18 protein-coding genes and 1 tRNA gene are annotated in these 26,001 nt (G+C 68.4%); 16 read left to right on the top strand and 3 right to left on the bottom strand.

The features are described from left to right. Positions 1-277: 277 nt before the first annotated feature. The 12 genes from JOD49_RS09480 to JOD49_RS09425 all read left to right on the top strand — a co-directional run bounded on the left by JOD49_RS09480 (position 278) and on the right by JOD49_RS09425 (position 14,650). A complete protein-coding gene (locus JOD49_RS09480) occupies positions 278-1,009 on the top strand; it encodes an ATP-grasp domain-containing protein (RefSeq protein ID WP_205306970.1) in 732 nt (243 codons plus the stop codon). After that, on the top strand, positions 1,006-2,181 hold the full coding sequence (locus JOD49_RS09475) for an AMP-binding protein (protein ID WP_205306969.1): 1,176 nt from the start codon (positions 1,006-1,008) through the stop codon (positions 2,179-2,181). Before JOD49_RS09480 ends, JOD49_RS09475 begins: the two co-directional genes overlap by 4 nt. After that, positions 2,178-3,566, top strand: coding sequence for a hypothetical protein (locus JOD49_RS09470; RefSeq protein ID WP_205306968.1), 1,389 nt, complete (start codon positions 2,178-2,180; stop codon positions 3,564-3,566). Before JOD49_RS09475 ends, JOD49_RS09470 begins: the two co-directional genes overlap by 4 nt. After that, complete coding sequence (locus JOD49_RS09465) at positions 3,566-4,873, top strand: phenylacetate--CoA ligase family protein (RefSeq protein WP_205306967.1); 1,308 nt, start codon at positions 3,566-3,568, stop codon at positions 4,871-4,873. The genes JOD49_RS09470 and JOD49_RS09465 overlap by 1 nt, the downstream gene beginning before the upstream one ends. 8 nt (positions 4,874-4,881) lie before the next feature. Beyond that, on the top strand, positions 4,882-6,585 hold the full coding sequence (locus JOD49_RS09460) for a prenyltransferase/squalene oxidase repeat-containing protein (RefSeq protein WP_205306966.1): 1,704 nt from the start codon (positions 4,882-4,884) through the stop codon (positions 6,583-6,585). 12 nt (positions 6,586-6,597) lie between these two features. Continuing rightward, a complete protein-coding gene (locus JOD49_RS20725; protein ID WP_205306965.1) occupies positions 6,598-7,305 on the top strand; it encodes a phosphopantetheine-binding protein in 708 nt (235 codons plus the stop codon). Continuing rightward, positions 7,302-8,354: a class I adenylate-forming enzyme family protein gene (locus JOD49_RS09450; RefSeq protein ID WP_205306964.1), complete on the top strand. Its 1,053-nt coding sequence runs from the start codon at positions 7,302-7,304 to the stop codon at positions 8,352-8,354. The genes JOD49_RS20725 and JOD49_RS09450 overlap by 4 nt, the downstream gene beginning before the upstream one ends. Further along, complete coding sequence (locus JOD49_RS09445) at positions 8,351-9,649, top strand: MFS transporter (RefSeq protein ID WP_205306963.1); 1,299 nt, start codon at positions 8,351-8,353, stop codon at positions 9,647-9,649. Before JOD49_RS09450 ends, JOD49_RS09445 begins: the two co-directional genes overlap by 4 nt. 50 nt (positions 9,650-9,699) lie before the next feature. Next, positions 9,700-11,085 (top strand): ATP-grasp domain-containing protein, encoded by a 1,386-nt coding sequence (locus JOD49_RS09440; protein ID WP_205306962.1) that lies wholly within the window; start codon positions 9,700-9,702, stop codon positions 11,083-11,085. Beyond that, positions 11,079-11,774 (top strand): MBL fold metallo-hydrolase, encoded by a 696-nt coding sequence (locus JOD49_RS09435; RefSeq protein WP_205306961.1) that lies wholly within the window; start codon positions 11,079-11,081, stop codon positions 11,772-11,774. The genes JOD49_RS09440 and JOD49_RS09435 overlap by 7 nt, the downstream gene beginning before the upstream one ends. Continuing rightward, a complete protein-coding gene (locus JOD49_RS09430; RefSeq protein ID WP_205306960.1) occupies positions 11,771-13,282 on the top strand; it encodes an aromatic amino acid ammonia-lyase in 1,512 nt (503 codons plus the stop codon). The genes JOD49_RS09435 and JOD49_RS09430 overlap by 4 nt, the downstream gene beginning before the upstream one ends. 1,289 nt (positions 13,283-14,571) lie before the next feature. Next, positions 14,572-14,650: transfer RNA gene (locus JOD49_RS09425), tRNA-Arg, on the top strand. 170 nt (positions 14,651-14,820) lie between these two features. Here the strand turns inward: JOD49_RS09425 and JOD49_RS09420 are convergent. Continuing rightward, positions 14,821-18,735, bottom strand: a complete 3,915-nt coding sequence (locus JOD49_RS09420) for a ThuA domain-containing protein (RefSeq protein WP_205306959.1) — start codon at positions 18,733-18,735, stop codon at positions 14,821-14,823. Positions 18,736-18,990: 255 nt separating this feature from the next. Here JOD49_RS09420 and JOD49_RS09415 point away from each other — a divergent pair, with 255 nt between their 5' ends. From JOD49_RS09415 to JOD49_RS09405, 3 genes are all read left to right on the top strand, one after another. After that, positions 18,991-19,884: a sugar phosphate isomerase/epimerase family protein gene (locus tag JOD49_RS09415; RefSeq protein WP_205306958.1), complete on the top strand. Its 894-nt coding sequence runs from the start codon at positions 18,991-18,993 to the stop codon at positions 19,882-19,884. Positions 19,885-19,979: 95 nt separating this feature from the next. Then, the gene (locus tag JOD49_RS09410) at positions 19,980-20,606 is read left to right on the top strand and encodes a TetR/AcrR family transcriptional regulator (protein WP_205306957.1); all 627 of its coding nucleotides are present in this window, start codon (positions 19,980-19,982) and stop codon (positions 20,604-20,606) included. A 222-nt stretch (positions 20,607-20,828) separates the two neighbouring features. Then, the gene (locus tag JOD49_RS09405) at positions 20,829-22,043 is read left to right on the top strand and encodes a substrate-binding domain-containing protein (protein WP_205306956.1); all 1,215 of its coding nucleotides are present in this window, start codon (positions 20,829-20,831) and stop codon (positions 22,041-22,043) included. 104 nt (positions 22,044-22,147) lie between these two features. Here JOD49_RS09405 and JOD49_RS09400 read toward each other — a convergent pair whose 3' ends face one another. Together JOD49_RS09400 and JOD49_RS09395 are read right to left on the bottom strand one after the other, a co-directional pair. Continuing rightward, a complete protein-coding gene (locus JOD49_RS09400; RefSeq protein ID WP_205306955.1) occupies positions 22,148-22,882 on the bottom strand; it encodes an LbetaH domain-containing protein in 735 nt (244 codons plus the stop codon). A 91-nt stretch (positions 22,883-22,973) separates the two neighbouring features. Continuing rightward, complete coding sequence (locus tag JOD49_RS09395; RefSeq protein ID WP_205306954.1) at positions 22,974-24,530, bottom strand: GmrSD restriction endonuclease domain-containing protein; 1,557 nt, start codon at positions 24,528-24,530, stop codon at positions 22,974-22,976. Positions 24,531-24,861: 331 nt separating this feature from the next. Here JOD49_RS09395 and JOD49_RS09390 point away from each other — a divergent pair, with 331 nt between their 5' ends. Beyond that, positions 24,862-25,926 carry a LacI family DNA-binding transcriptional regulator gene (locus tag JOD49_RS09390; protein WP_205306953.1) on the top strand — a complete coding sequence of 355 codons (1,065 nt, stop codon included), beginning with the start codon at positions 24,862-24,864 and terminating at the stop codon, positions 25,924-25,926. Positions 25,927-26,001 lie beyond the last annotated feature (75 nt).

The following is a 26,001-nucleotide window of genomic DNA, read 5'->3' as shown; positions in this document are numbered from 1 at the left end:
CCCAATTGCGAACTCCGCGAGACCTGCCCGCATTCTCTACCTCTTTCCTGACAGGGCCAGCTCGGAGTCCCGGCTGTGGGAGGAAGTATCTTTCTGGCCAGCTTATAGAGATGTCGCGCTGCGGTGCGGGCTTGCATTTGACGTCGTGGTTCCCGAGCATGTCGTGCTGTCTGCGGATTCAGCATATTGGAAAGGAGGGCTGCTTGACCCTTCTTATGACATCATTGTTTACGATATTCGCAGTGGCCCTGTTCATGATGTAGATCTGTGGACCAGTATGACCCTAGTCAGGTCACTCGAGGCGCTAGGTTTCTGGACCGCGATCCGGCTCGACGACGCGATTCTTTTCAATGACAAGTACGCGACTGCGGTCGAACTCGCGAACTCCCCAGTCCCGTTGATCCCCTCTGTTCGGGTGACGACGGGAAGAGACACCGACCGGATCTCCTACCAGGAGCTCGTCCCGGACGACTGGTTCCCGGTGTTCACCAAGCCGGCGTCATGGGGTCGTGGGCTCGGCTGCGTGCTGTGCCCCGATCGCGCGACGCTCGACGCTGTACTCGGGCTCGCCTCGGGCAGCGGGGCGTGCATGCTCGTCCAACCGTCTGTCGGAGAGGTGGTCGCAGACACCCGGATCGTGGCCGTCGAGGGCAAGGTCGTCGCCGCCTATGACCGGCTCCCGAGTGATTCGTCGCATGTGGCGAACGTAAGTCGGGGCGCGACCGTGCGACCCCGGCAGCACGTGGAGCAGGCGCTGCACGAGTTGGTCACCCTGGTTTATGAACGGTTCGACCTTCCATATGTCTGCATCGACGTCCTAGTGAACGCGAGGGGCGAGCTCTACCTCTCGGAGCTAGAACTCGATGGCGCAGTCTCTGCGCTGTTCGACGACCCCGAGGTGATGGACCGGGTTGTCGGTGCACGTTTCCGCGCCTACGAGACCCGTCTCGAGGAGCACACCCGTGAACGGATCCTGGCGGCGACGTCGGTGAAAGGAGTACGTGAGTGACGACCACCATCGGTACCCTGACCAGAGATCAGTTGCGATCCGCTGCCGCCCGGTACTTGCCGCCTGGCGCTCCTGACAGTGGACGGCCTGATCCCTGGGGCTACGCCGAACTCAGGACGGCAGGCTGGCAGCGAGCCGAGGTCGACGGCAGCTTCGTGGTCGCGAGCGGAGGCACCACTGGTTCCCCGAAGATCATCGCACTCGCGCCACACCTCGGCGTGCCACTCGTTGCTGCCGCCTGGCAGCCGCTCGGTGAGAACGACGTTCTGCTCAACCTGTTCCCGCCCGGACGGATGTGGGGCGCGCACTACTTTTACAACGCAGTGGCGCTGCACTCGAAGGCCAGTACGGTCCCCATGGGCGCGCTCGCGCCGCAGGAACTCACGGCTTGGGCCGACGTCATCGGCGAGCTCGGTGTGACCGCGCTCGCCGGTGCGCCTAACGTTCTCGCCCGGTTTGCCGAGGCGGTGGCGCTCAGTGGGATCCGCCTGCCTGTGAGGTCAGCCTTGTGGTCGGGCGAGCCGCTCACTGCGGGACACGCCGCTGCTCTGGCTGCCACGTTCCCCGGCGTCGGATTATGGGGCAACTACGGATCAATCGAGACCTTCGTCATCGGGGTAAGCAGGCCGGACTGCGGGTTGGGGCTGCAGCACCTCCTTCCTGGACAGCAACTTGAGCTCGACGACTCAGGTGCGCTCCTGACCAGGGTGGGGGAAGGGTGGCCGATCCCTGCGTGGCGCTTCCGGCTCGGCGACCGCATCGGGAGCGCCACCTGCCCGTGCGGCGACGAAGACGCGTTCCAGGTGCTCGGACGTGCCGACGACGCCTTCAAGCTGTACGGCGGCCTAGTGCGTACGAGCGATCTCCTCTCGGTGACCCGGTCGGTGGAGGGAATCATCGATGCGCAGGTCGTCCTCTTCCGCGACGCCGACATCTCTGCCGCCGTCAAGGGCGTGCTCGTCCGCTGTACCGGGACCCAGGATGCGGCTGAGGTCCGGCGAGCCCTCCTACGCGGTCTGAACGAGCTTGAGGCCTGCGATCGGCACACCCCCGACGCAGTTCGGGTCGAGGTTGTCACCGAGCTCAAGCAGCATCCCCTTACGCACAAGGTCCTTCCCGTGCTGTGGCGCGACGCCGCCGAGCTCGACTTCAAGATCGGAGCACTCACATGACCGACGCACGGACCTTGGAACGTCCTCTGACCAAAGTGGCGGAGAACGCCCCTACGAGAGCCCTGACCAGGGACAACGTCACCCTCAACCCGCAGCGCCCGGAGTACGACCGGTTTCGGGCGTGGTTCACCAGGCCGCTGCTTGGACGACCTGCGGTGCTCGATGCTGAGGAGACCGCCTCACTCGCTGAGGACCTGCCAGCGCTCCTGCGCCTTCTGCAGGAGTTGCCGAAGAGGCTCTTCGACGGCGACGAGACCGCGTTCGCGCGGGCGCTGGGTTGGGATGGGGAGCTCGCTACGGCTGCGCTGGAACTCCTATCGGGCCCGCCGATGCCCGTCGGTCGGGCCGACCTGGTGAAGAGCCCGAACGGCTTCCAGGTCGTGGAGTTCAACACGTCGAGTTCGCTGGGATCGTTCGAGTTTGGTGAGCTCTGCCGTGCGGTGCTCGCCGACCCAGCGTTCGCAGGTGCCGCCGGACGGCTCGGGCTCACCTACCGCGACCCAATGGCCCTGCTCGCCGACACGCTCCTGAAACTCACGGGTCGAGACCCTGACGACCCACCGGTCGTGGCCCTGGTCGGCTGGTTGACCGAGCCGTTCATCGTCGATGCCTCCTTGTTTACCGGTCTGCTGCAAGACCTCGGGTTCACGGTGGTGGCAGGGAAGCTCTCGGACCTGGAGATCCGCACCGATGGCGTCCATCTGCAGGGGGTGCGCGTGGATGTCGTGTATCGGACGTTTCTGCTGAAGACTCTGGCCGAGGGAGAGCACAGCGCCGATGCACTCCGCCCCCTTGCACATGCGGTGGCCCGGGGTGACGTGTTCCTATTCTCGCCGCTGAACTCCGACCTCTTTGGGTCCAAGGCTTGCTTCGCGATGCTGAGCGACGAGGAGAACAAGCACGCTTTCTCTCCTGCCGAGCTCGGGGTGATAGACCGGCTTGTGCCGTGGACCCGGTCGATGACCGGTGCCGACCAGCGTGCTTGTGACGGGACCGGGTCGCTCGCCGAGCATGTCATGCGCGAGCGCCGCGAGCTCGTCCTGAAGCCGAGCATCGGTCACGCCGGACGCGGGGTAGTTGCTGGCTGGATGACCGAAGATGACGAGTGGGCGCAACTCGTACGCACCGCCGTGCTGGGCGGCTACGTGGTGCAACGCCGTGTGCCCTCCGTCGCGGAGCGCTTCCCGCTTCTCGACCCCACGGACAACGAGCACCGGTCGGCGGGGTGCTTCCTGCACTGGGGCCTTTTCGTCACGGACGCAGGCCTCAGCGGCGGCTTCGTCAAGGGCGTCCTCGACCGCGAGCAGGACATCCGGTACCTCGGAGACGGCTCTCACGTGGGCTGCATCTTCCATGCACCCGTCGACGAGACGAGGAGAATCTGATGCTCATCAACACCCGCGAACGACTGACCACGCTATTCGACGCCCAGCGCGAGTACGACGAGATCCGCGCCTCTTCCGTGTCCGACGGCTTCTACGACCAGAAGATGGGGAAGCTGTGGGAGCGGGCGGCGGAGTCACCAGCCTACCGGGGATTCGGCCCGTACAGCTGGCAGGCGTTCACCGAACTGCCGGTCACGGCCAAGACGCGGCTGCGGGCAGAGCCCTGGCATTTCGTTGCGACAGGTCTGGAATCAAGTGCTAAGTACTACGAGACGACTGGGACGACCGGGACGGGGACCCCGACACCGAGGCTCGCCGACGACGTGATCTGGAACGTCGTCTCTGTCGCGTCGGCATGGCGTGAACTGCTCTCGAAGGACGAGCGAGCACTCAGCCTGCTCCCGTCCGACATCGTCCCAGTCGGTGACCTGGTCGCCTCGGTGTGCGAGTACCTGGATGTACCGCACGCACGTGCCTATCCGTTCGCCACGGGCATCTCTGACTGGGAGCGCGTGATCGGCCTGTGGCGAACGCTACGGCCAACGGTGGTATTCATGGCACCGGGGGTTGCGCTCCAGCTCACACGGCTGCTCCAGCAGCGCGGACTCCTTGCCGAACTGAGTGGGTCGGTCCGCACGATCAACCTTCTCGGCGAGGTCAGCGTGCCCGCGATGCGGGCACGCCTCGGCGCGTGGTGGGGCGCCCGTGTCTTCGACTCCAGCTACGGGAGCACCGAGACGGGAACGCTGGCAGCGGCGTGCTCGATGGACCGTCTGCACCTGCTCGCAGCATCGAACTATGCCGAGGTGGAGACGTCCCACGGGCTGACGCCCTTGGAGCACGGATCCCGGGGAAAACTCGTCGTGACCCCGCTGAACCTCTACTCTCGCCCCCTGCTGCGGTACGACACGGGGGACGAGGTCGTGGCCTCCGCGGACTGCCCGTGCGGGGCCAACGAGCTGAGCATCACGGTGCTGGGCCGCGCGACGGATGGTGTCCAGGTACACGGGGCGGTGCTGTCGCCCCACGTTGTTGAAGACATCATCTACAGCCTGACTCCTGCGACGGGGTATGTCCTCGACGTCGATCCGGAAGGCGGCCGCTTTCGGCTCGTGCTTGAGCGCTTTCCCGGTCAGGACCGGAAACAGGAGCCCAGCTGGCTCACGGCCGTGCAGGAGGCGTTCCGCACCCAGGTGCCGCCCGGGTGCGACGGGGCCACCTTCGTCAACACCCTGCCGTCGACCACAAAGAGTGGCGCGTCCCAGAAGAGCTGGAAGCGCTCGAACATCCGCGTGCTGAAGGAGTGACCACCGCAATGTCCCAGATTCTCGCATCGCCGCCGACGACTCCCGACCTGTGGTGCACCTATGCCGCTGTGCGCGCTCTGTCGTGGATGGAACGGGGCGATCGAACCTCGCGGCTAGGAGAGACCGTGGCGTTCGTCCGAGGTCGCCGCAACGCCGACGCTGGCTACGCCTGGAGCAAGGGCATGATGTCCGACGCCTGGGCGACCTTCTATTGCACGGCCACGCTCGCCGACCTCGGCCAGCCGATCGACGACGTCGCCGCGACGGCACAGTGGTTGCGATCAACCTGGACGGGTGAGGCCTTCGGCATGATGCCGGGGCAGTCGGCCGAAGTGTGGGCCACCCACTTCTCGACGCGGACCGCGATCGAGGTGTGCGGCGTGGACGTCCCCGACCGTCAGGCACTCCTGCACTGGCTCCAGCGGCTCCAGGCACCGAACGGCGGCCTCGGCTGGAGCCCCGACCATGCGGCAACCGGCGACGCGGACGTCCGTGCTTGCTACTACGGTGTAGCCGCGTGGCGCGCGCTCGCCTCGCGTGAGCGTGTAGACCCACCCTGGGATGTGTCGGCCCTAATAGCCTGGCTCCGCGCGCGGCAGACGGCTGTCGGTGGCTTCGTCTTCGCCCCCGGCGATGACGTCCCCTGCATGTGGGCGACCTTCCGTGCGGTCGGTGCCCTGGCCACGCTGGGAGCGGCCCCCGCCACCGACCCGACCGCGTGGATCCTCGACCAGCGCGACGAGTCGGGTGCCTTCCGACGGTGGCCCGGGTACGAGGTCACCGACGTGTGGGCCTCGTTCTGCGCGATTGGTGCACTGCGTGAACTCGGGGGGGTGCCGACGGAGGTGGCAGATGCGGCGGAACGTCGCCTTGCCGAGCTCTCGTGCGAGGGCGGAGGCTTCACATATCGTGAGCCGCAGCGGGCAGCGGATGCACTGAACACCTCGGCTGCGGCGCTGCTGCTTGCACCACAGGACCCGGAGCTGGACGTCGCTCGTCGCTGGCTCGAGGGGTGTCTGCTGCCCAATGAGAACGGGATCATGTACATGCCAGGGCGCGGGGCAGAGGTTCGGTGCACGCTGTGGGCTCTGCAGGCTGGGGCGTTCCGTGACTCGCCACGCACCCTTGAGGCGATCGGCTCGTGGCTCGGGGAACTGCAGAACCCGGACGGCGGCGTGGGCTACTGGAAGGGCCGGGGATCGGACCTCGTCTCGACGGCGTCGGCAGTCGAGATCCTCGGCCTCTCGGGTGCTCGCGATGCCCTCGACCGGAACCGTCTTGTCGGCTTCGTCCGGGCGTGCGCCGGGCCGGGACACGTCGAGTTCGGCAACGTCCCCGGTGCACCACCAACGGCGCGCTCTACCTTCCACGCGCTGCGGATCTTACAGGTCGCTGGCCGCGCGGATCGCGGTGATGTGCTCGACGTGCTCGAGCGACACGGGGTGCGAAGCGGGGGGTGGGCAAACGAGGGCAGGCGGATGCCGGACCTGCTCACCACGTACGAGGCTGTCACGACGGCTGACCGCTTCGGTATCGGCGTGGAGTGGGATCGCCTCAATGCGTTTCTCGACCGCACAAGTTCGGGTGGACGCGTGGCGTGGAGCCCGCTTGCACCGGCCACCGACGAGCCGATGGCCAGAGCGATGCATGAGCTTCTTCGTCGTCGTGCATCCCGTACCGCCCAACCGTTGCCCGCCCTGTCCCTTTCCTGAGAGAAGCGTTTTGTGCCCACCATCACCCTTACGACCTCGCCGTTGAGTGCCTCCACCAAGCGGCTGATTGCTACGCGCCTGACGCGGTGGTTCGCCGCGGCTGGCGTAGCACCGGCCCACGTCGTCGTGCGCTTTGCGGACGCCCCGCCAGGGACCCTGTTCAGCGGCGGTATCCCGGTAGAACTCATCCCGCAGGGTGAGAGCGAGTTGCAGCACGCGTCCGTGGTGGTTCAGCTCGGACCTCAGCGCGACGACGCATTCCGCGACGCACTGGGGGCTGAAATCGTCGGCGCGTTGGATCTCCGCCCCGACACGCCGTTTCTCTACGTCGAGTTCCGCACTACGTCCCCCGGCGACGTCCGGATCGCAAGACGCGGCCAGCTGGTACGAGCCGACGGCCAGAACACCACCGAAGGAGCCACGACCATGACCACAGAAGCCTCCCTCGACTTGCCTGCTCGGGTCCGGCAAACCCTCGCCGGCTTCCTCGGTGACCGGGTCGAGAATCTGGACCAGGACGCCGATCTCTCCACAGCCCTCGGCGACCGCTACGACAGCCTTGGTGCGTTGGAGTGCGTGAGCTCCATCGAGCGGGAGTTCGGCATCGAGGTGGACTACGTGACGCACGACGTCCGGCATTGGTTCTCGACGTTGGGCCGTATCGAGGAGTTTGTGGCCAACGAGCTTGAGGACCAGAGTCAGTTGAGTCTCGGCGTATGACTACGCTCGAGGTCACGCAGGGCGAGATCGCTTTCTCGACGTCGGGGACAAGTGGGATGCCCGTGGTCTGGCTGCGGACCAGCGAGCAGCTTCGTGCCGAAGCGGCGCTCATGGCCCGAACTTTGCCCGCACCCGTGGACCGCGTCATCTCGTACGCCCCTACCGAGCATCTGTACGGGCGGGTTTTCGGGCACGAGCTTCCAAACCTGCTCGGGGTCGACGTGGAGAACCTGGCCCATACCCCCCTCGAGGCGCCACGCCTCGGGGCGGACGAGCGAGTGCTCGTCGTGTGCCTGCCGTCAACCTGGCGTCTCCTGCGTGATGTCGTCGGACGGCTGAGGGGCGTGCCCACGATCTCGGTCGTGCACAGCACGGGCAGGATGACGGGCCACGCCCATGAGGTCCTGCACAAGGTGACCGCCACTGCGTTCCGTGGCCTGGAGGTGCTCGGCTCGACGGAGGCGGGGGCGGTCGCGTACCGGCCGCTAGCCGCTACAGCAGAGCGGCTGGGCCAGTGGTCCTTGTTCGACGACGTCGATATGGTCAACCTCCCCGGGGGCGGCGAGCAGCGGCTCGAGGTGCGCAGCCCTCGTCTCGCGCGTCGCTCGCACGCCCCTGCGGCACCCCGCACGGTCGTGCTCGACGACGTGGTGGTACCCACCGGACCTCGAACGTTCGACCTGATCGGCCGCGCAACCCGCCTCGTCAAGGTCAACGGTCGCCGCGTACAGCTCGAGCATGTCGAGCAGGCGGTTTGCCACGAACTTCCGGGCATTGACGTCGTTTGTATGCCACGACAGGATGCCGTCCGCGGCGAGCATTACACGGTTGTCTATTCCTCCGGCGCGCAGCCGGTGCGGTCCGAACAGGTCTCGGCCGCGATCGCTCGCATGTCACCGCGGGTCCCTCCCCCCCGGGACATTTGCGAGGTCGAGGACATCCCGCGGGGGCCCGTCGGTAAGTTTCGGTACGACTGGCTGGTAGATCTGGTCGATGGGCGACGTCAGGGGCGCTGCGATCAGAGGTTCCCCCGAGGAGCGGGGTCGTGAGCGGCGTCGAGGAGGAGTCGGGCGACCAGCAGGCGGAGACCACACAGCGTCGGGCGGCGAGCCTTTGGAAGCACCGCGACTTCCTCCTCTACTGGTTCAGCCAAACTGTCTCGCGCGGTGGCAGCCGAATTGCGGAGTTCGCCTTGCCGCTGGCGGCGATCTTCCTGTTCGACGCGTCGTCGGAGGAACTCGGCATCGCCAACGCCCTCGCCTACGCGCCGTATCTCTTTCTGACGCTTTTCGCCGGAGTGTGGATCGACCGGTCACGCAAGCGGCGGGTCCTCATGGCCGCCGAGGCGGGCAGGATCGTCACCCTTGGGGCGGTCCTTGGCCTCTACCTCACCGACGACCTTTCCCTCGTGCTCCTGTATGGCGTCGCGCTCGTGCTCGGGATGTGCGCCGTGCTCTTCGATGTCTCGGGAGCGGCGTACCTGCCGTCGCTGGTCGGCCGCGACCAGCTTGTTGAAGGCAACGCCAAGCTCCAAGCGACGATCGTCGTCACCCAGTCCGGCGGCCCAGCCCTGGGGGGGCTGCTCACCCAACTGTTCTCGGCGCCAGCCGTCCTGGCCGGCGCCATCCTCAGCCCGGTCCTATCCTTGCTAACCCTCAGCGCGCTCCGTCACCGGGAGCCACGTCCCGAATCCTCGGCTGAGGGGCGCGCCACGTTCCGTGAGATCCGGGAGTCGCTCCAGTTCATCGCCCGTGACCGCTACCTGCGCTTCCTCACGCTGCGCTCGGGCGTCAACAACATCTTTTTCACGGCCCGGAACACGCTCCTGCCGCTTTTCGTCCTCCAGACACTCGCCCTGAGCCCCGGGTCGCTCGGGATCATCCTGGCTGCAGGGTCGGTCGGCGGGTTTGTCGGCGCGATCTGCTCCCGACCGCTCGTGGAACGGATGGGCCCCGGTCGAGTCATCGTCCTCGGGTACGCGGGCTCGTCTTTGAGCCAGGTCGTGCTCCCATTGGCCACCGGCCCGATGGCGGTCGCGCTCGGGATGCTCATCCCGATGTTCTTTGTGAGTGGATTGTTCATGACGATCGGAAACACCAACGTCGCTGCACTCCAGCAGATGATGATCCCCCGCCACCGGTTGGGCCGGGTGCTCGCCGGGATGCGAACGGTCACCTGGGGGAGCATGCCGATCGGTGCCCTTGCGGGCGGCTTCCTCGGTGCTCTGATCGGGGTGCGGGAAGCCCTGGCCGTGGCCGCTGTGGGCTTCTGCCTCTCGGCGCTCTGGATCGCTGTGTCGCCGGTGGCAAAGCTCCGGCGCTGGCCTGACCCGCCCGAGGAATAACATCCTCCGCTTGTCACAAGGTCCTTCATCATCCCATGAGAGGAACTGCTGTGGAATCGTTCGACAATACCGCCCCGAGGCCCAGTCCTGAAGCGTTCATCCTGGCTGGCGCGTTTCGGGTGCTGTTTCGCAATCATGGGTATCTCCGCGAGCTCGCGGCCCGTGGCCTGAAAGCGCTTGTTCTGACCCCGGAGAGCTCCCGTGGTCAGGTTGAGGCCGTGCTCGTCGAGTCCAGCGTGCTCGCCGGACTGGTCGAGGACGTTGCCTATGTCTCGGGCGAAATGGACACTGAGTCATCGTTCACGCCCGGTACCTTCGCCGCGATCGAGCGATGGCGGGAGACTTATCGGATCGCTGGTGTCTTCGCGATGGAGGAGATGCTCGTCGAGCCAGCGGGCCTCCTGTGCGACGTGCTAGGCCTCCCGTCACCTGGGCTGCGTGCAAGCCGAGTGTGCCGCAGCAAATACCTGCAGCGCTCGTATATCCAAAGGTACCGGCCACGGTCGCTCACCATCGCCCCGGGCACCCGAAGCGCTGTCGAATTAGGCGGCATCCACTACCCCGCCGTGCTCAAGCCAGCCGCCCGGCATGCCAGCTCCGGAGTCGTCGCATGCATGTCCGCAGACGAGGTCATGCGTTCACTGCCGGGCTATCCCCCGCACGAGACGCTGCTGCTCGAGCAACAGATCGAGGGTCCCGAGTTCTCGGTGGAGTCGTTGGTGCAGGGCGGGAAGATCATCTTCGCTTCGGTGACCGAGAAGCGGACTAATGAGGGCGGCTGCCGCTCGTTCGTTGAGCTCGGCCACACCGTGCCCGCGGGGGATGCGTGTGTCGGCGGCAGCCACGTCCCCGGGGCTGTGCTTGAGGCGAATCGCGACGTGCTGGAGACGCTCGACTACCAGGACGGCATCACCCATTCCGAGTGGCGGGTCACCCAGGACGGCGATGTGTACCTCATGGAGATCGCCTCCCGGACACCAGGCGACGGCATCACGCACCTCTACGCCCTTGCGTGTGGCGAGCCACTCGAGCCGCAGGTCATCAGGATCGCGCTTGGCGAGCGTGCAGAGCTCGCCGCCCCCCGCCGGTACGCCCGCCAAGTCTATCTCGACCACGCACCCGGCGTCCTGCGTGACGTTGTCGTCGACTGGCCTGGTGTCGAACCGAGTTGGGTCGGGCCGACGCAGATGTGGCCTACTTTAGCTCCGGGTGCACCCGGAGAACCCGCCACGCTGCGAGGCGTGCTCGTCCTCGGTGAGCGCGGGACTGAACTGAATGAGTTGAGGTCGTCAGACGACCGCGTCGTGACGTTCTTCCTCGATGCGGATACCCCGGCGGAGCTCGACGAACTTGAGTCGGTCGTTCGGAGCATGGTTCACATCGTCGCCGACCCGGCGCGCTCCGAGTGCGGTGCACCTGTGACGGTCTCGTGTTGATCGAATCGGTGGTCGCCGACGCGTTCGAGACGAAGTGTCGCCTGGTGGGGTCGAACCGGTCATCGTCCTGCGTCGTTGTTGACCCGGGATTGGGGATCATGGAGCGGCTGCCCGACGTCTTAGCTGTGCATCGGCGAACGGTCGCGGGAGTGCTTCTGACGCACGGTCACCTTGACCACACGTTTGCGGTGACTGATATCTGCGATGCGTACGACGTGCCTTGCTACGTGCACCCTGGGGACCTGCCGATGCTCGACGACCCGATGCCGTGGCTCGGTGCCGAGTTCGGCCCGCAGTTCGACGCCGTCCTGCCTGTGAACTGGCGGTGGAGGCGGCCGACGAACGTCGTGGAGGTAGCCGAGGGCGATGAGCTCGCGCTCGCAGATCTGCTCTTCTCGGTCCACCACACGCCGGGGCACACACCCGGCTCGGTCATGTACGGCTTCTCGGGCGAGGACGTACGCTATCGGCTTGTCGGCGATGTTCTCTATGCAGGGACCATTGGACGGACCGACATGCCGGGTGGCGACCGGGCTCAGACGCTCGCTTCGTTGCGTCGCCTCTTGGAAGAGCCCGACGACCTGGTCTTGTTGACTGGGCACTTCGCGGACACCACGGTGGGCGCGGAGCGCGACAACAACCCGTTTATGGTGCAGGCCGGCAGCGTGAATGCGGAGGTGCGCGGGTGACTGGCGAGTCCGTCCGCCAACTCGTGCGGCGGCTTCTCGACGAGCCCGTGCGTGCTGATCCGGCCCAGCAGGTCGCGATGGCACGAAGTGCCCTCCAGCTCGATGGGGCGCTCGCGTCCGGCGCTGCTGTCTACGGCGTGACACGCGGTTTCGGGCCACTGGTGCGGTACGCGGCGGACCCAGCCTCCGGTGATCAGGGGCTCGGTCTTATCCACCACCTGGCTGCTGGTCAGGGAGAGCCGCTGTCACTGGAGACGACCCGTCTAATGCTCGGCCTGCGGCTCTCGGGGATGACCCGAGGGTATTCGGCCGTGCAGGTCGAGCGCTGGCAGGTATTGGCGGACGCCCACAACGCTGGATTCGTCCCGGTGGTTCCCAGTGTCGGCAGTGTCTCCGCGAGCGGTGACCTAATCCCCCTGGCGCACGCAGCGCTCGCGCTGGCCGGGCACGGGGAGGCGTGGCGTCGGACCCCCGACGGGTTGGCGCCCGCTCCTGCCGGCGAGGTGCTGGTGGAACTCGGGCTCGAAGCCGTCGCATGGGAGGCGCGGGACGCGCTCGCCTTCGTCAACGGGTCGAGCGCGAGTCTTGCGGTTGCCCTCGAGAACCACGTACGTCTCGAGTCCACCTGTTGGGCGGCGGCCGCGCTCACCGGACGCGCGGTCGAGCTCCTGGGAGCGAGCGCCGAGCCGTACGCGGGAAAGGTCGTTGAGGCACGCGGCAGCCTACCCGGGCATCTCCTCGCCTCACGCTGGATCCGGGATCAACTGACGGTCGAGCGGTCCGCCGCCGATGCCCGCACACTGCAGGAGCCGTACTCGCTGCGATGCGCGCCCCAGATCATCGGGAGCGTCTGGGACCACGTTCAGGCACTCGGTGACCTTCTGCTTCAAGAGGCGCACGCCTGCTCGGACAATCCTGTGGTGACCGCGGACGATGTGCTCCACGCGGGCAACTTCCACGCGATCGGCTCCGGGCTCGCGTCGGACCACCACGGTGTCCTGGCGCATCAGATCGCGTTTCTAGCCGAGCGGCAGCTCGCGGTGCTCGTCGATCCGGCGACGAACGGCGACCTGCCACCCTTGCTTGCTCCCACCCCCGGTGCTACGAGCGGGCTCGCCGGTGTGCAGCTCGCGGCGAGCGCGATGGTCGCGTCGATCCGGCAGAAGTCGACCCCAGCCACGGTGAGCGCCATCCCGACGAATCTCTCGAACCAAGACATTGTCCCGATGTCGTTGGTCGGGGCCCTCCGTACTGCGCAACAGCTTGAGCTAGTAGAACTTGTCCTCGGCACGCTTGGAGTGGCCGTCGCACAGGTCGGGCACCTGGTCCGTCCTCAGGGCCCTGATCGGGACGTTTGGGGTCGGCTGGGTATCGTGTCAACCCCGTTCTTGACGGACCGGCCACTGCACGAGGAGGTACGCCAAGTCCGTACGTTGCTGCTCAAACAGGCCGACCATGCGTTCGCAAAGGCACCACACGAGTCGGAGGAGGTACCTGTGTGGGTTTGAATGCGCTGAGCATCGTCAGATCTTGCGGGACAGACAAGCATCGCTGACTCTTCGAGCGGGTACATCAGCGCCGCGTGCAGCATCCACCACACCCCGGTCCCATGAGGCCTGCGCCGTCTGCGGTCCTACGGGTGCATAACCGCCGGCATGCAGGGGAAGTCGACCTGCGGACCCGCACCAGATGCGTGGAGGGTGCCACCCGAACGGCCCGTGCGCCAGCCGGCGAGTGACTGGTTCTGCGGGCGGCGCCCTCCGTCGCGCAACTCCGCCAGATGGGTTATAGACCGCCCGGCCAATTGGTGCTCGAGCACTGACGCCCCGGGGGGGGGTCAGCAGTGGCCCGGGACGATAGACCGAACGCGCCAGCCACGGGAACGATGTGAGGTGAGGAGGCCAGAAGGGAGCGTCACCCATGTCGAGGTCCTTCTCGGTGGGCTGGTGTAGGAACCTCAGCCGTCGAATTGTCCTCGACCTCCTGGCCGGTTCGTCTACGTCCTGGAAACCGACGTCACGTGCGTCGACACGACGACAAGCGAGGCTGAAGAGCTTGGAGCGGCGGCTGTATCGGGCGCATACATCGCCTGCTTGTCGCGGCGGAGCCGCTAGGCCTCCCACCCGTGCCCCCAATCGTCGACGTTCCGGGCGCTTGGGTTCAAGCGGCATCGGGTCAAGATGCTCTTGAGGCCATCGAGTCGGCGACTCGAACATCGTGTGCAGCATCCACGGCCGCTAGTCCTGACGTTCGTCGGTGCGGCGACCTCCCAGGACACCGATCTGGCCAGCCAACCTCGGATGGTGCGCTGTTGCGCCGTCGCCCCCACTAACGCGGGCACCCCTCGGTTGTGACGGAGCCTGATCCCGAGGTCATGCAGACCGCTCAAGATCGACCTGCCCGTCGACGATGTCCAAGCCCACATTCCCGGCCCCGCCATCGTGATCGACGCCGTCGCCGTCTACTAACAGGGCTTCGGTCGATCGACTCCAGTTCAGCACTGGGGTGCGCCTCGACTACTCGACTACCGACCTCCCGTCCGGTCCTAGGCCCAGAGGACAAGCGGGCAGCCCGCGACCCGCCCCTGCGGTTATCGTGGCCTCCGGCATCCCACTAGTGCGCCGGCGGGACCGGGTCGGAGTAGCCCACGAAGCCGCCGGAAGCGCTTGCCCCTGGGCGCGCCCGGGCCGGGGCATAGGGGGCTTGACCGGGTGCCCGCATAGGAGGACGGTTGTGGGATAGAAACTACATGTGACCGTTGGAGATCCCAGTGTTTGCCTTCACCTCACCCCGCACCGCGCGCGGCCTGCGACCCGAATACGCTCAGCATCTGACTACGGATCAGAAGGTTGGGGGTTCGAATCCCTCCGGGCGCACAGAACACGAAGGCCAGGAACCGCAAGGTTCCTGGCCTTCGTGCTTTTCCCGTCGGGGTGTCGAGCCCGGGGCCGGCGTCGCCGTCCGACAGAAGGACGACACCGACCCCGGGCTCGTGAGGAGCCCCCAGCGCCTCAGGAGAGGTAGGCGCGTGGAGCCCCGAGGGCGGTCAGCTGCATCCGGCCGCCTCGTAGCCGGTCACGATCTCCGTGGAGATCGGACCGGATCCTGTGTCGCCCGTCGCGGTCACGGTGACCTCGCCGGCGGGGATGCCGGCGGCCCGGGTCGCGAAGGACTGCTGGGCGGACTTGCCCGGTGCCACGCCCGCGAAGGTCTTGCGACCGTGCGGGGTCTCGACGACGACGTCCACCGGGACGTCCTCGCCGTTGGTGGCGCGGACCGTGAGCGTCGTGCGGCCCGCGACGCACTTGGGAGCGACCGTCACGGCGACGTCGAGCTCTGGCTGCTCGACGTCGGGCGTGTCGAGGAAGATGCCGCCGATCACGGCGTTCGGCCCGGTCACCTTGTCGGCCTTGACCCGGACCGAGGACTCGATCCGGTACGTGAGCCACACGCCCGCGGCGTTGTCGGAGACCGAGAACGCCGGGTAGAGGACAGAACCGTCCGTACGCAGCACCTGGACGTTCTGCGTCCTCGCCATGTCGTGGCTGTTGACGTAGACCGACAGGTCGTAGACCGATCCCTCGGGGACCGTGACGTCGACCGCCGCCCCGGCGCCGAACCAGGTCGACGCACGACGCGCGGCGCCGTCGGGCGGGACCTGGAGCGCAGACCGCTTGGTGGTGCTCTGCTCCCACGTCCAGGCCTGCGTCCCCGTCACCGGAGCCACCGTGACGCCCTGGGGGAGCTGCGTCCCGACCTGCGGGATCGAGTAGCCCGCCGTGCCGTACTTCCCGATCCAGTCACCCTGGGTCGAGGTGTCCTGGCGAGGCGTCCCCTCGGGTGGGACCCCGACCCCGGACCCGACGGCCTCGAAGACGTCGAGCGTCATCGACCAGTTGACCCCGGGGTTCGAGCGGAAGACCAGGTAGACGTCGTGCGTCCCCGCGGGAGCGGTGATCGGCGTCGGGTCCGTCTCCTTGAACGCGAACCACCCGCCCGTGCTGTTCACGGGCGTCGTGGCCACGAGCTGACCGGTCGGCGAGCCGAGGCGCATCTCGATCCGGCCACCGCCCTCCGGACCGGCCGACACGCGGTAGCGCACGGCGTCGATCCCCTGGAAGTTCATGTCCTCGTAGCGCAGCCAGTCGTTGTCCTGGATGTCGCCCACGTACTGGCCGAGCTCGGCGGCCGCGTTGTTCTCGACCGCGACCCCCTTGACCTCGTCCCAGTAGTGCGCCTGGAAGCGCGTCGGACGGTAGACGTTGGTCGCGCTCGTCGTGATCGGCTGGACGCCCGCGGCTCCGCCCTTGTCGGTGTAGCGCGCGTCGATGACCCAGAACGCGTCGGCCTCGAGGTGCCCCTCGTCGAGGATCGTCGAGGCCTCGCCCTCGCACGCGTTGACGGGCAGCGTGGGGTGCGCGTGCTCGTCGTGGCCCAGGGCCGGCTGCACCGTGACGTCCTGGCAGTCGACCTGGCCGTCCTCGGCGTCGGTCACCTCGACCTTCCACGGCAGGACGTCGTTCCAGCGGAAGAAGCTGCCGTTCGGCGGAGCCGTGATCGTCACGACCGGGCTCGTGTTGCCCACGACGATCGGCACCGTGGCGGTACCGGTCTTGGCGGACTCGGTCCGCTCCGTGACCGTCAGGCGCGCCTCGAAGTTGCCGTTGGTCGTGTAGACGTGCGTCGGGTTCTGCTCGGTCGAGGTGCTGCCGTCGCCGAAGTCCCACGCGAAGTCGAGCTCGTCGCCGTCCCGGTCGACGGTGCCCTCGCTCGAGAACGTCACGCTCAGCGGGGCGAGGCCCGTCGTGACGTCGGCCGTGGCCTTCGCCGTGGGTGCCCTGCCGTCTGCGGCGTAGTCGACGCGGTACAGGCCCGAGTTCGGGTTGTCGCGACCGAAGCCGCCACCCCACTCGAGGAGGTACAGCGCGCCGTCGGGTCCGAACTGCAGGTCGAGCGGCGAGAGGAACTGCTGGTTGGACAGCACCGGGTTGATCGCGAGCAGCGAACCGTCCGCGGCGAGCGGGAACTCCTTGATGAAGTTGCGCCCCCACTCGAAGAACAGCGGCGTGCCGCTGAAGTACTCGGGCCACTTGCGGTCCGAGTCGAGCGCCTCGTCGAAGTGGTAGACCGGACCGGCCATGGGTGCGCCCGCACCGCTGCCGAGCTGCGGGAACTCGGCCGAGGCGCCGTACGAGTAGTAGACCTCTGCGGGGACCGACGGCGGGAGCTCGGTCAGGCCGGTGTTGTTCGGGGACGTGTTGACGGGGTTGGCGCAGTCGAACTTCGCACCCGACGTGTTCGTCACGAAGTCGAAGTCGTTGTACGCGATGTTGTTCGCGTGGCAGTACGGCCAGCCGTAGTTGCCCGGGGCCTTGATGGACTGCCACTCGACGTAGCCCGCGGGGCCGCGGTTCGGGTTGGCGCTACCCGCGTCGGGCCCGTAGTCGGCCAGGTAGACCGTGCCGTCGACGTCGACCGTGAAACGGAACGGGTTGCGGAAGCCCATCGCGTAGATCTCGGGACGGGTCTTGTCCGCGGTGTCCTCGGCCTCGGGGAACAGGTTGCCCTCGGGGACGGAGTAGGTGCCGTCCGGCTCGGGCGTGATGCGCAGGAGCTTGCCGCGCAGGTCGTTGCTGTTGGCCGACGTGCCCTGGGCGTCGAAGTGTGCGCGGCCCGGACGCTCGTCGATCGGGGTGTAGCCCGAGGACTCGAACGGCACGACGTCGTCGCCGACCGACAGCCACAGGTTGCCCTGCCCGTCGAAGCGCAGCGTGCCGCCCGTGTGCCCGATCTCCTTGTCGTCGCGCCCTGCCGGGATCTCCAGCATCACGACCTCGGAGTCGAGCTGCATGGTGTTGCCCTCCATGGTGAAGCGGGAGAGCCGGTTGACCGAACCTGCGGCCTGGGGCGAGTAGTACAGGTACACCCAGTTGTTCTGGGCGAACTGCGGGTCGAGCGCCAGGCCGAGCATGCCGTCCTCGCCGCCCCCGTACACGGGGATCGTCGCGGCCGTCACGGTGCTCTGGAGCTCCGGGTCGTAGATCCGGACCTGGCCGCGGACGAGCTCGGTGAAGAAGACGCGGCCGTCGCCGGCCACCGCGATGCCCCATGGAGCCGAGGTGTTGGTGTCGAGCGGGACCTTGTCGAAGTCGTCCCACACCGTGCCGCCGCAGTCGCCGGCTTCGACACCGGCCGCGTAGCGGATGCCGCCCAGCGCGTGCTTGCGTACGTTCTCCTCGCTGTACGAGGACTTGGCGTGCCCGACCGAGGTCACCCACGTCCGGCCACCCTCGTAGTCCGCGCACCACGTGACCGGGTGGTCGACCATGCGTCCGGGGGTCGACGTCGGGACGCTCGTCGGGTCGAGCTGGGCGAGCACGTGCTTGTCGCCGCGGACCGACTTGGTGAAGCCGTACCACTCCTCGTTGCGCTCCCACCGCTCGGGCAGGTCGGCGGTCGAGGGGTGGTCGCGGTCGACGACCGCCATCTCGCCCGCGGTGCCCGCGGCGGAGTGAGCCGTGAACTCGGTCCCGATGAGCGAGCGGTAGAACGGGAAGCCCGGTTCCATGTCGAGCGGGTTGTGCATCGCGACGACGCCACCGCCCCCGCGCACGTACTTCTCGAAGGCCTTCTCCTCAGCCGCGTTCCAGACGTCGCCGGACGCCTGGGCCAGGACGATCACGTCGAAGTCCGCGAGCCCCTCGTCGGTGAAGAGGGCCGAGTCGGTCGCCTGGACGACCTCGAACCCGCCCGCCGCGGCGAGCTCGTCCCACATGGCCTTGGCCTCGGGGACCGAGTCGTGCACGAACCCGGCGGTCTCCGAGAAGATCAGCGCCCGGAACTCGGGGGCGTCCGGGTGCTCGTGCCCCTCGTGGGCGGTGGCCGGTGCTGTCAGTACGCCTGCCAGTCCTGTGGACAGTGCCAGGCAGGCCGCTATCGCGGCCCCTCTTCGCGTTCTCATCCGTGCTCCCTCGTGTCCGCTTCGTCGCGTCGGGCCCCTGCGATCCGTTCGTCCGTCGATCTGGCGACTTTTGATTGATGGTCGTCAGAACGTGATCGTGATGCTAGTGTCAGCGTCACCACTTTGCAATACTGGTCGGTATGGTGAGGGTGTGCAGGGCTGCGCAGCGTGACGGGAACTCAACGATGAAGGCCCAGGCTTGCCGACGAACATGCTGCACCGACCAGTACGTTCCTACCCAGACGAAGGAGTCTCATGCCGCAGATCGGGATCGGTTTCCACACCGACGCCTTCAACTCCAGCCACAAGTCGTTCGAGCAGGCCCTGGCCTGGGCCCAGGAGAACGACGTCCACTACATCGAGCCGGGCGTGATCGAGGGGGCCTGCTGGATCCACGGGCTCGGCTACTTCCCGCACGTCTCGCTCCTCGAGGACCCGGCGCTCCTCCGGAAGAAGATGGCGACCTACGGTGTCGAGTTCTCTCAGATCGACGCCGCCTACCCGCTCTCGGGGCGGGACGGGCTCACGGTGGGCGTGCCCTACGTCCAGAAGGCCATCGCCTGGGCCGCCCTCGCCGGCTCACCCAGGGTCGCCACGACCGACGGCCTCCACAAGCCCGAGGGGCTCGAGGACCGCGAGGCCCTCGACCTCATGAAGCGCAGCTATGGCGAGATCATCCGCGTCGCCGAGGCCCACGAGATCGTCGTGACCATCGAGGTCCACGGCTACTTCACGACCCGGGCCGACTGGCTCGCGGAGATGCTCGCGTTCTGCGGCGACTCCCCGTGGTTGCGCCTCAACCTCGACACGGGAAACACCTTCATCGCGGGCAACGACCCGGTCGAGTTCGCAGACCGCTTCCTCGACAAGATCGACCACGTGCACATCAAGGACGTGTCGCAGTCGCTCGCCGACTCCGTGCGCGGTGGGGCGACCGGCATCGCCATCAGCCACGTCGCCGCGGGGGACGGGGTGAACGCCGAGAACATCCGCCAGATCCTCGCGAAGCTCAGCGCCGACGGGTTCGACGGCGTGCTCAGCATCGAGTGCGAGGGGCAGGGTGGCCCCATGCTGGCCGACTCGCTGTCCTGGCTGCGCAAGGAGGTCGCCGCGGCCGGCTTCACCGAGCGCGTGCCCGCGTTCGCCTGACCCCGGTCGTGCGTCGGCAGGCGCACGACCGGTTCGCCCGGTTCGGTACCGCCCCACTCAGTACCGGCCAGTATGGAAGGAGGTAGGGTGGCGTCATGCCGACGTCCTCGCCCACTGTTGCCAAGCCCGACGAGCTCGCGCTCGCAGCGTTCACGCTGTTCTCGACGCGAGGCATCGCCGGGGTCAACATGGACGCGATCGCGGCGGGCGCCGGGGTGACGAAGGGCAGCCTGTACTGGCACTACTCCTCGAAGAAGGAGGTCGTGCTGGCCGCGTGCGGTGTCTACTACCGCCAGTGGCGTGAAGCGATGACCGCCGCGACCGAGCAGGCGACGAGTGCGTACGCCAAGGTCGAGGCCGCCGTGGAGTACTCGGTGCGCAGCTGTCTGCTGGACGACGCGAACCGGGTCTTCACGATGGAGATCGTCGCGCAGGCGCTCTACGACCAGGACGTCCGGGCAAGCTGGGCCGGCTTCCTGGACGAGGCGGAGCGGTACTTCCTGGGCCTGACCCACCGGGCGGTCGGGGCCGGGGAGCTCGAGTGCGACGACGTGGACGGCGCGGTCAGCGTGATGTTCTCCGCGATGGAGGGCACCAAGCAGATCTCGTTGTTCCGGCCGCAGTCCTGCGCGCCGGAGAGCGAGCTCCGGATCAGGGCTCAGCTCCTGTCGCTCCTCGGGGCCCCCGTCCCGGGCCGTCCCGCGAGGGCCTCGAAGGTCTAGTTCGAAGCCCGCAGGTACTGGCGACAGGACCTGCACACCTCTCCCGGACGGTCTCGGTGTCGCGCCCGTGGGCCGGGAGATCGACGAACACCCTCGAACACTCCGTTCGACGCGGCATGCCCGTTTCCTGCCGGGCGGCCTGCCGCTGCAGTCAGCGCCCGTCCAGCACCATCGTCCAGCGCATCCATCAGACGACGACGTCTCGATCATCAGGAGCAGGAAATGCGTTCTTCCCGAGTTCTCTTGGCAGGGGCCGCGGCCGCGGCTCTGCTGTTCACCGCTGCGTGCAGCACCGACGTGCCCGACGCCCCCGCCGGAGGGGCCACCGCCTCGGAGGAGGAGTCGAACGAGTCCGGCGCGAACAGCCAGTGGTTCGTGCAGGCCGACTACGACCGTCAGCTCGCGCAGCGCACCGCGGTGCCCGAGGGCCCCACGGACCAGCCGTGGCTGCAGGCGATCGACCCCGAGTACGTGGACACAGCGCAGTACAAGAAGGAGGGCGGCAAGAAGCTCTGCTTCTCCAACGCCTCGCTGTCCAACCCGTGGCGCGTGACGGCGTTCATCACGATGCAGCAGCAGGTCGAGGTCCTCAAGGCCTCGGGCGACATCTCGGAGTTCCGCGTCTCGGACGCCGCGGACGACGACAACAAGCAGATCACCGACATCCAGGCGTTCGTCGAGGCCGGTGACTGCGACGCGATCATCATCTCGCCCTCGACCACGGCGACCCTGACCCCCGCGGTCGAGGCGGCGTGCGCGTCCGGCAAGCCGGTCATCGTGTTCGACCGCGGCGTCAACTCCGACTGCATGGTGACCTACATCCACCCGATCGGCGGCTACGCCTACGGCGCCGACGGCGCGGAGTTCCTGGTCGAGAACCTCGAGCCCGGCTCGAAGGTCCTCGCGCTCCGAGTGCTCCCGGGTGTCGACGTGCTCGAGAACCGGTGGGCCGCGGCCGACAAGATCTTCTCCGAGAGCGACATCGAGGTCGTGGGCCAGGAGTTCACGGGTGGCGACGGCGCGAAGATCAAGGACATCGTGACGCAGTACCTGCAGCGCGGTGACGTGGACGGCATCTGGATGGACGCCGGTGACGGCGCCGTCGCGGCGGTCGAGGCGTTCGAGGACGCCGGCAAGCCCTACCCGGTGTTCATGGGCGAGGACGAGCTGAGCTTCCTGCGCAAGTGGCAGGAGACGGACATGACGGCGCTCGGGACGGTCTACTCGACGTTCCAGTGGCGCACGCCCGTGCTCGCGGCCCAGAAGATCTGGAACGGCGAGCAGGTCCCGGCCGAGTGGATCCTGCCCCAGTCGCCCATCACCGAGGACGACCTCGACACGTACCTCGAGGCCAACAAGGACATGCCCTCGCTGCACTACGCCAAGTTCGGCGGTGAGGACCTGCCCGGCTACCCGGAGGCCTGGGCCGACCGCTGATCGTCGCCCGGACGATCATCACCCGACGGCACGCACGGCCGCCCCGTCCCTCGACCGACGTCGGGGGACGGGGCAGCTCGCTCGTGCGTCCGGGCGGCCCGCCCTCAGTTCGCTGCGCTGTCGTGCTCGGGCGGTAGCGCGGCCCGCAGGCCCGTCAGGTGGGCCGGGTCCGGGTCGTGCGCGACGTCGTCGGGCGTGATGCCCACCGACCTGGCGAGCGCCTCGACGTCCCCGCCCTGCAGGAGCGGCAGCGCCTCGCGGACGTGCTCGTCGTCCCAGGTCCACCACCGGGCGCGCCACAGCAGCTTGCGCCGCAGCGGGTCGAACCGGTGGCGCACCACGCGCCCGTCGCCCACGACCACCGAGAAGGGCGCGACGTCCTTCGCGACGACGGTGCGCGCCCCGATGATCGCGCCGACCCCGATGTGCACACCGCCAAGGATCGTCGACTCGTACCCGCACCAGACCTCGTGCCCGACGACCGTGTCGCCGACGGGCCTCCATGCGTCGCCGGCCCCCTCGACGAAGTTGAACCCGTACGGCGTCACGGCGTCCATGTCGTGCCCCTGGTTGCCGCCCAGCAGGAACGTGGTCCCGGACGCGAACTGGCAGAAGTTGCCGATCACGAGCTTGTCCGTCGGGACGCCTCGGTAGGTCGGGGAACCGGCGAAGAGGTAGCGGGCGCGGCCCGCGAAGCTCTCACGGTGGTAGTGGCCGCTGTACCAGGAGTGTCGCCCCTGGGACAGCACGATGCCCGCGTGCTCCAGCACCTCGGGAGAGGTGTCGAGGCGTTCGACCACGGTGAAGTCGGGGAAGAGGTCTCGCGTGGAGGGTTCCATGAGGCCAGTGCACCGGAGCCGGTGCGCCGCGGGCAAGGCAAATTGTGGGTCTCCCCGGTTCAGCCCGACGGCGGAGAGTGCGCCGGGTGCCCTACCACCAGGTCCGTTCGAAACCGGCCGCCTCGGCCTCCTCCTCGCTGCCGAAGCACACGTCACCTGCGATCTTCTTGAAGATCCACCGGTCCTCGCGGAGGTAGTAGAGGTTCGTCGCGCCGTCCATCGCACGGACGTACACACCCTTGACCTGGCAGTCCTCGGGGATCGTCGTCGCGGGCTGGCTCGGGGTCGGGGTGGGCGTCGAGGGCGCCGGGGCGGGCGGTGGTTCGGCGGCCGGCGGCGCCTCGGGCGTCGGGGTCTGCGTGGGGCGTGGCCGGGGCTTCTCGACCGGGGGGACGACGGGGTCGCGGGGCGCAGGGAGCGTGCTGCCGGTCGGCAGCGGCTCGCCCGGGCACGTCGAGAGGACCGCGACGAGGGCGGCCTTCTCGGTGCTGGTCACGCGCAGGCCGTAGGTGTACTTGACGCCCACCTGGCGTGCGACGTACGCGCAGCGGAACGCCTCGTTCGGGGGGAGCCACGCAGAGGCGTCCCCGTCGCCCTTCTGCTGGTTGAGGGCACCGTCGACGACGAGGACGTTGAGAGGGTCGTTCGCGAAGGCCTCGCGTCGCGCCGCGTCCCACGCTCGCGCACCCTTGTGCCACGCGTCGGTCAGGGCGACCACGTGGTCCACCTGGACCTTCTCCGAGGACAGGGGGCCGCGCTCGAAGGCGATCTCGGTGCCGCTGTACGGGTCGGCGAGCAGGCCCGTCAGGACGACGCAGTCCTTCGTGCCGGGCGTGAACGACACCCCGGACAGGGACCGCGCGAGCGCGTCGTTGCGGGTGTCGCACCCGTTGCCGTCGGTGTCGGCGAACCGCGCCCCGAAGGCCTCGACCGAGAACGCGGCGGCCACGTCCCGGTCGCCGACCTCGAGGAGCGCGACCGTCGCGAGCGCCGACTGCGAGGGGGCTGCCGCGATCACCGCGTCGACGTCCAGGGGTGCGACCTCCAGGACGGCCGAGTTGGCCACCTCGTGGTAGTCCGGGGTCCGGTCCTCCGCGGGGTCCTCGACGGGCGGTGGGGCGTTCGTCGCCTTGGAGGTCACGGGAGCAGGCGGCCTGTCCGAGCCGCCCTTCTGCGCGAGGGCCACCCCGCTCCCGGCGAGGGCCACGACGAGCACGGCGCAACCCGCCCAGAGCGCGGGCCCGGACAGGCGCCCTTGCCGGGAGACGGGCCGAGGCGCCGAGGTGTCCCGACGGGCCGAGGCGCGCGACGCCGTCGGGCCTGCGGGTGCCCCGGGCTGCGCGACCGGTCCCGGCGGGGGCGGGATCGGAGGCAGCGCCCGCACGGTCGAGGCGGGCGCGTACGACGCGGGCTGCTCCTCGATGGCCGGGCGGACCTCGGCGAACGGCAGGCCGGAGGACTTTTCACCCGGCGGGCTCGTCGGACGGGGGGCGTCGCCACCGAGCGTCCCGACGCCGAGGGGGAGGCGCTGCGTGCTGGTGGGCAGGACCGTGGGGCGGGTGTGCTGGGACCAGCGGTCGCCGTCGAACCACCGCTGGGTACCGGCTGCGGAGGGGTCGGGATACCACCCCGGAGCGGTGCGACCCATGACGCCTCCTGCTGCTCTGGTCGCCTGCGTGCAACCCGCCGGCGGCGTCCTGGACCGACAGGGCGATCGAAGGCTAGCGGAGAGCCTCGGGTGGTCACGAATCGGTCCGGCGTGCCCCGGGTGCGGGGCCTGGGTGCGGTCTCACGGAGGGCCTGCGAGGGGAGGGTGCGCGTCGCCCTTGACAGCGCTGTCAGATTCAGGGTCTACTCGCCCCAGGAAGCGCCCGACGGTCCTGGCCGCCCGAACCGCGTCGGACGTGACACGTCGGGGCGGAGCCAGCCGGGGGTGTGGAAGAATCCCCGCCAGTCGAACCGTGCGGGGGTGGGTGCACATGGCCGCAGGAGGCCGCACCGCACGCGGCGGAGGTCGCCCGACCCTCGCCGCGGTGGCCGAGGCCGCGGGGGTCAGCCTCAAGACGGCGTCCCGCGTGCTCGACAACGAGCCCAGCGTCGCCGAGGCGACCCGCCTCAAGGTGCGGGCGGCCGCCGACGCGCTCGGGTTCCGACGCAACGCCGTCGCGGCGGACCTCGCACGCGGAGGGGGCTCCCGGCTCGTCGGGTTCGTGACCGGAGACATCGCGAACCCCTTCTACTCGGACCTCGCGGGCGGGATCGAGCGCGAGCTGCGCAAGCACGGGCTCCAGCTCATCACCACGAGCTCCGACGAGGACGCGGACCAGGAGCGCGAGCTCATCGACGCGCTGATCGAACGCCGCGTCGCCGCCCTGTTCATCGCCCCCACGGCTGCCGACCACTCCTACCTGCACGCCGAGCTCGCGACCGGCGTGCCCGTCGTGTTCCTCGACCGCCCGCCGAGCGGGATCGAGGCCGACACCGTCGTGCTCGACAACCGCGCCGGCGCCGCCGCAGCGACCAGGCACCTGCTCGCGCAGGGGCACCGCCGGATCGCGCTCGCGGGCGACCTGTCCCGCCTGTGGACGTTCCGCGAGCGGCACGAGGGCTTCGTCGCCGCGCTGCGCGACGCCGGGATCGAGGACCCCGAGCGCTACGTGCGCGACGGGTTGCACGACGCCGCGACGGCCCGCGAGGCGGTCGAGGGGCTCCTCGCGCTCGACGAGCCGCCCACCGCGATCCTCACGGCCAACAACAAGATCACCCAGGGTGCGCTCCGGGCGCTGCGCACCGGGCACGGCACGCGCCGCGACGTCGCCCTCGTCGGGTTCGACGACTTCGAGCTCGCCGACGTCCTCGACGTGACCGTCGTGGGGTACGAGATCTCCGCGATGGGCCAGGAGGCCGCACGGCTCGCGGTCGACCGCATCGAGGCCCCCGGGGGTGCGGCCAGGCTGCGCGTCGTCCCGACCGTGCTCATCCCGCGCGGGTCCGGGGAGATCGCGCCGCGACTGGCCGCGCTCGAGGTTCGCGCAGGGCGGTGACCTGTCCGCAGGTCCGGCAGACGCCGGCGCTTTGTCGCCGACGTCCTCTTCGACCCCCCGCGCAGGTCTCTCCGA

Origin of the sequence: Oerskovia jenensis, from assembly GCF_016907235.1 — a bacterium.
GTDB classification, from domain to species: domain Bacteria; phylum Actinomycetota; class Actinomycetes; order Actinomycetales; family Cellulomonadaceae; genus Oerskovia; species Oerskovia jenensis.
This window is presented reverse-complemented; position numbering and strand designations above follow the sequence as displayed.

What these genes read in the sequence shown, in the direction of transcription:
- JOD49_RS09480 (WP_205306970.1), top strand. Translation starts at nt 278, where the DNA reads ATGACCCTAGTCAGGTCACTCGAGGCGCTAGGTTTCTGGACCGCGATC.
- JOD49_RS09400 (WP_205306955.1), bottom strand. Translation starts at nt 22,882, where the DNA reads ATGGAACCCTCCACGCGAGACCTCTTCCCCGACTTCACCGTGGTCGAA.
- JOD49_RS09405 (WP_205306956.1), top strand. Translation starts at nt 20,829, where the DNA reads ATGCGTTCTTCCCGAGTTCTCTTGGCAGGGGCCGCGGCCGCGGCTCTG.
- JOD49_RS09390 (WP_205306953.1), top strand. Translation starts at nt 24,862, where the DNA reads ATGGCCGCAGGAGGCCGCACCGCACGCGGCGGAGGTCGCCCGACCCTC.
- JOD49_RS09415 (WP_205306958.1), top strand. Translation starts at nt 18,991, where the DNA reads ATGCCGCAGATCGGGATCGGTTTCCACACCGACGCCTTCAACTCCAGC.
- JOD49_RS09420 (WP_205306959.1), bottom strand. Translation starts at nt 18,735, where the DNA reads ATGAGAACGCGAAGAGGGGCCGCGATAGCGGCCTGCCTGGCACTGTCC.
- JOD49_RS09395 (WP_205306954.1), bottom strand. Translation starts at nt 24,530, where the DNA reads ATGGGTCGCACCGCTCCGGGGTGGTATCCCGACCCCTCCGCAGCCGGT.
- JOD49_RS09470 (WP_205306968.1), top strand. Translation starts at nt 2,178, where the DNA reads ATGACCGACGCACGGACCTTGGAACGTCCTCTGACCAAAGTGGCGGAG.
- JOD49_RS09450 (WP_205306964.1), top strand. Translation starts at nt 7,302, where the DNA reads ATGACTACGCTCGAGGTCACGCAGGGCGAGATCGCTTTCTCGACGTCG.
- JOD49_RS09460 (WP_205306966.1), top strand. Translation starts at nt 4,882, where the DNA reads ATGTCCCAGATTCTCGCATCGCCGCCGACGACTCCCGACCTGTGGTGC.
- JOD49_RS09465 (WP_205306967.1), top strand. Translation starts at nt 3,566, where the DNA reads ATGCTCATCAACACCCGCGAACGACTGACCACGCTATTCGACGCCCAG.
- JOD49_RS09410 (WP_205306957.1), top strand. Translation starts at nt 19,980, where the DNA reads ATGCCGACGTCCTCGCCCACTGTTGCCAAGCCCGACGAGCTCGCGCTC.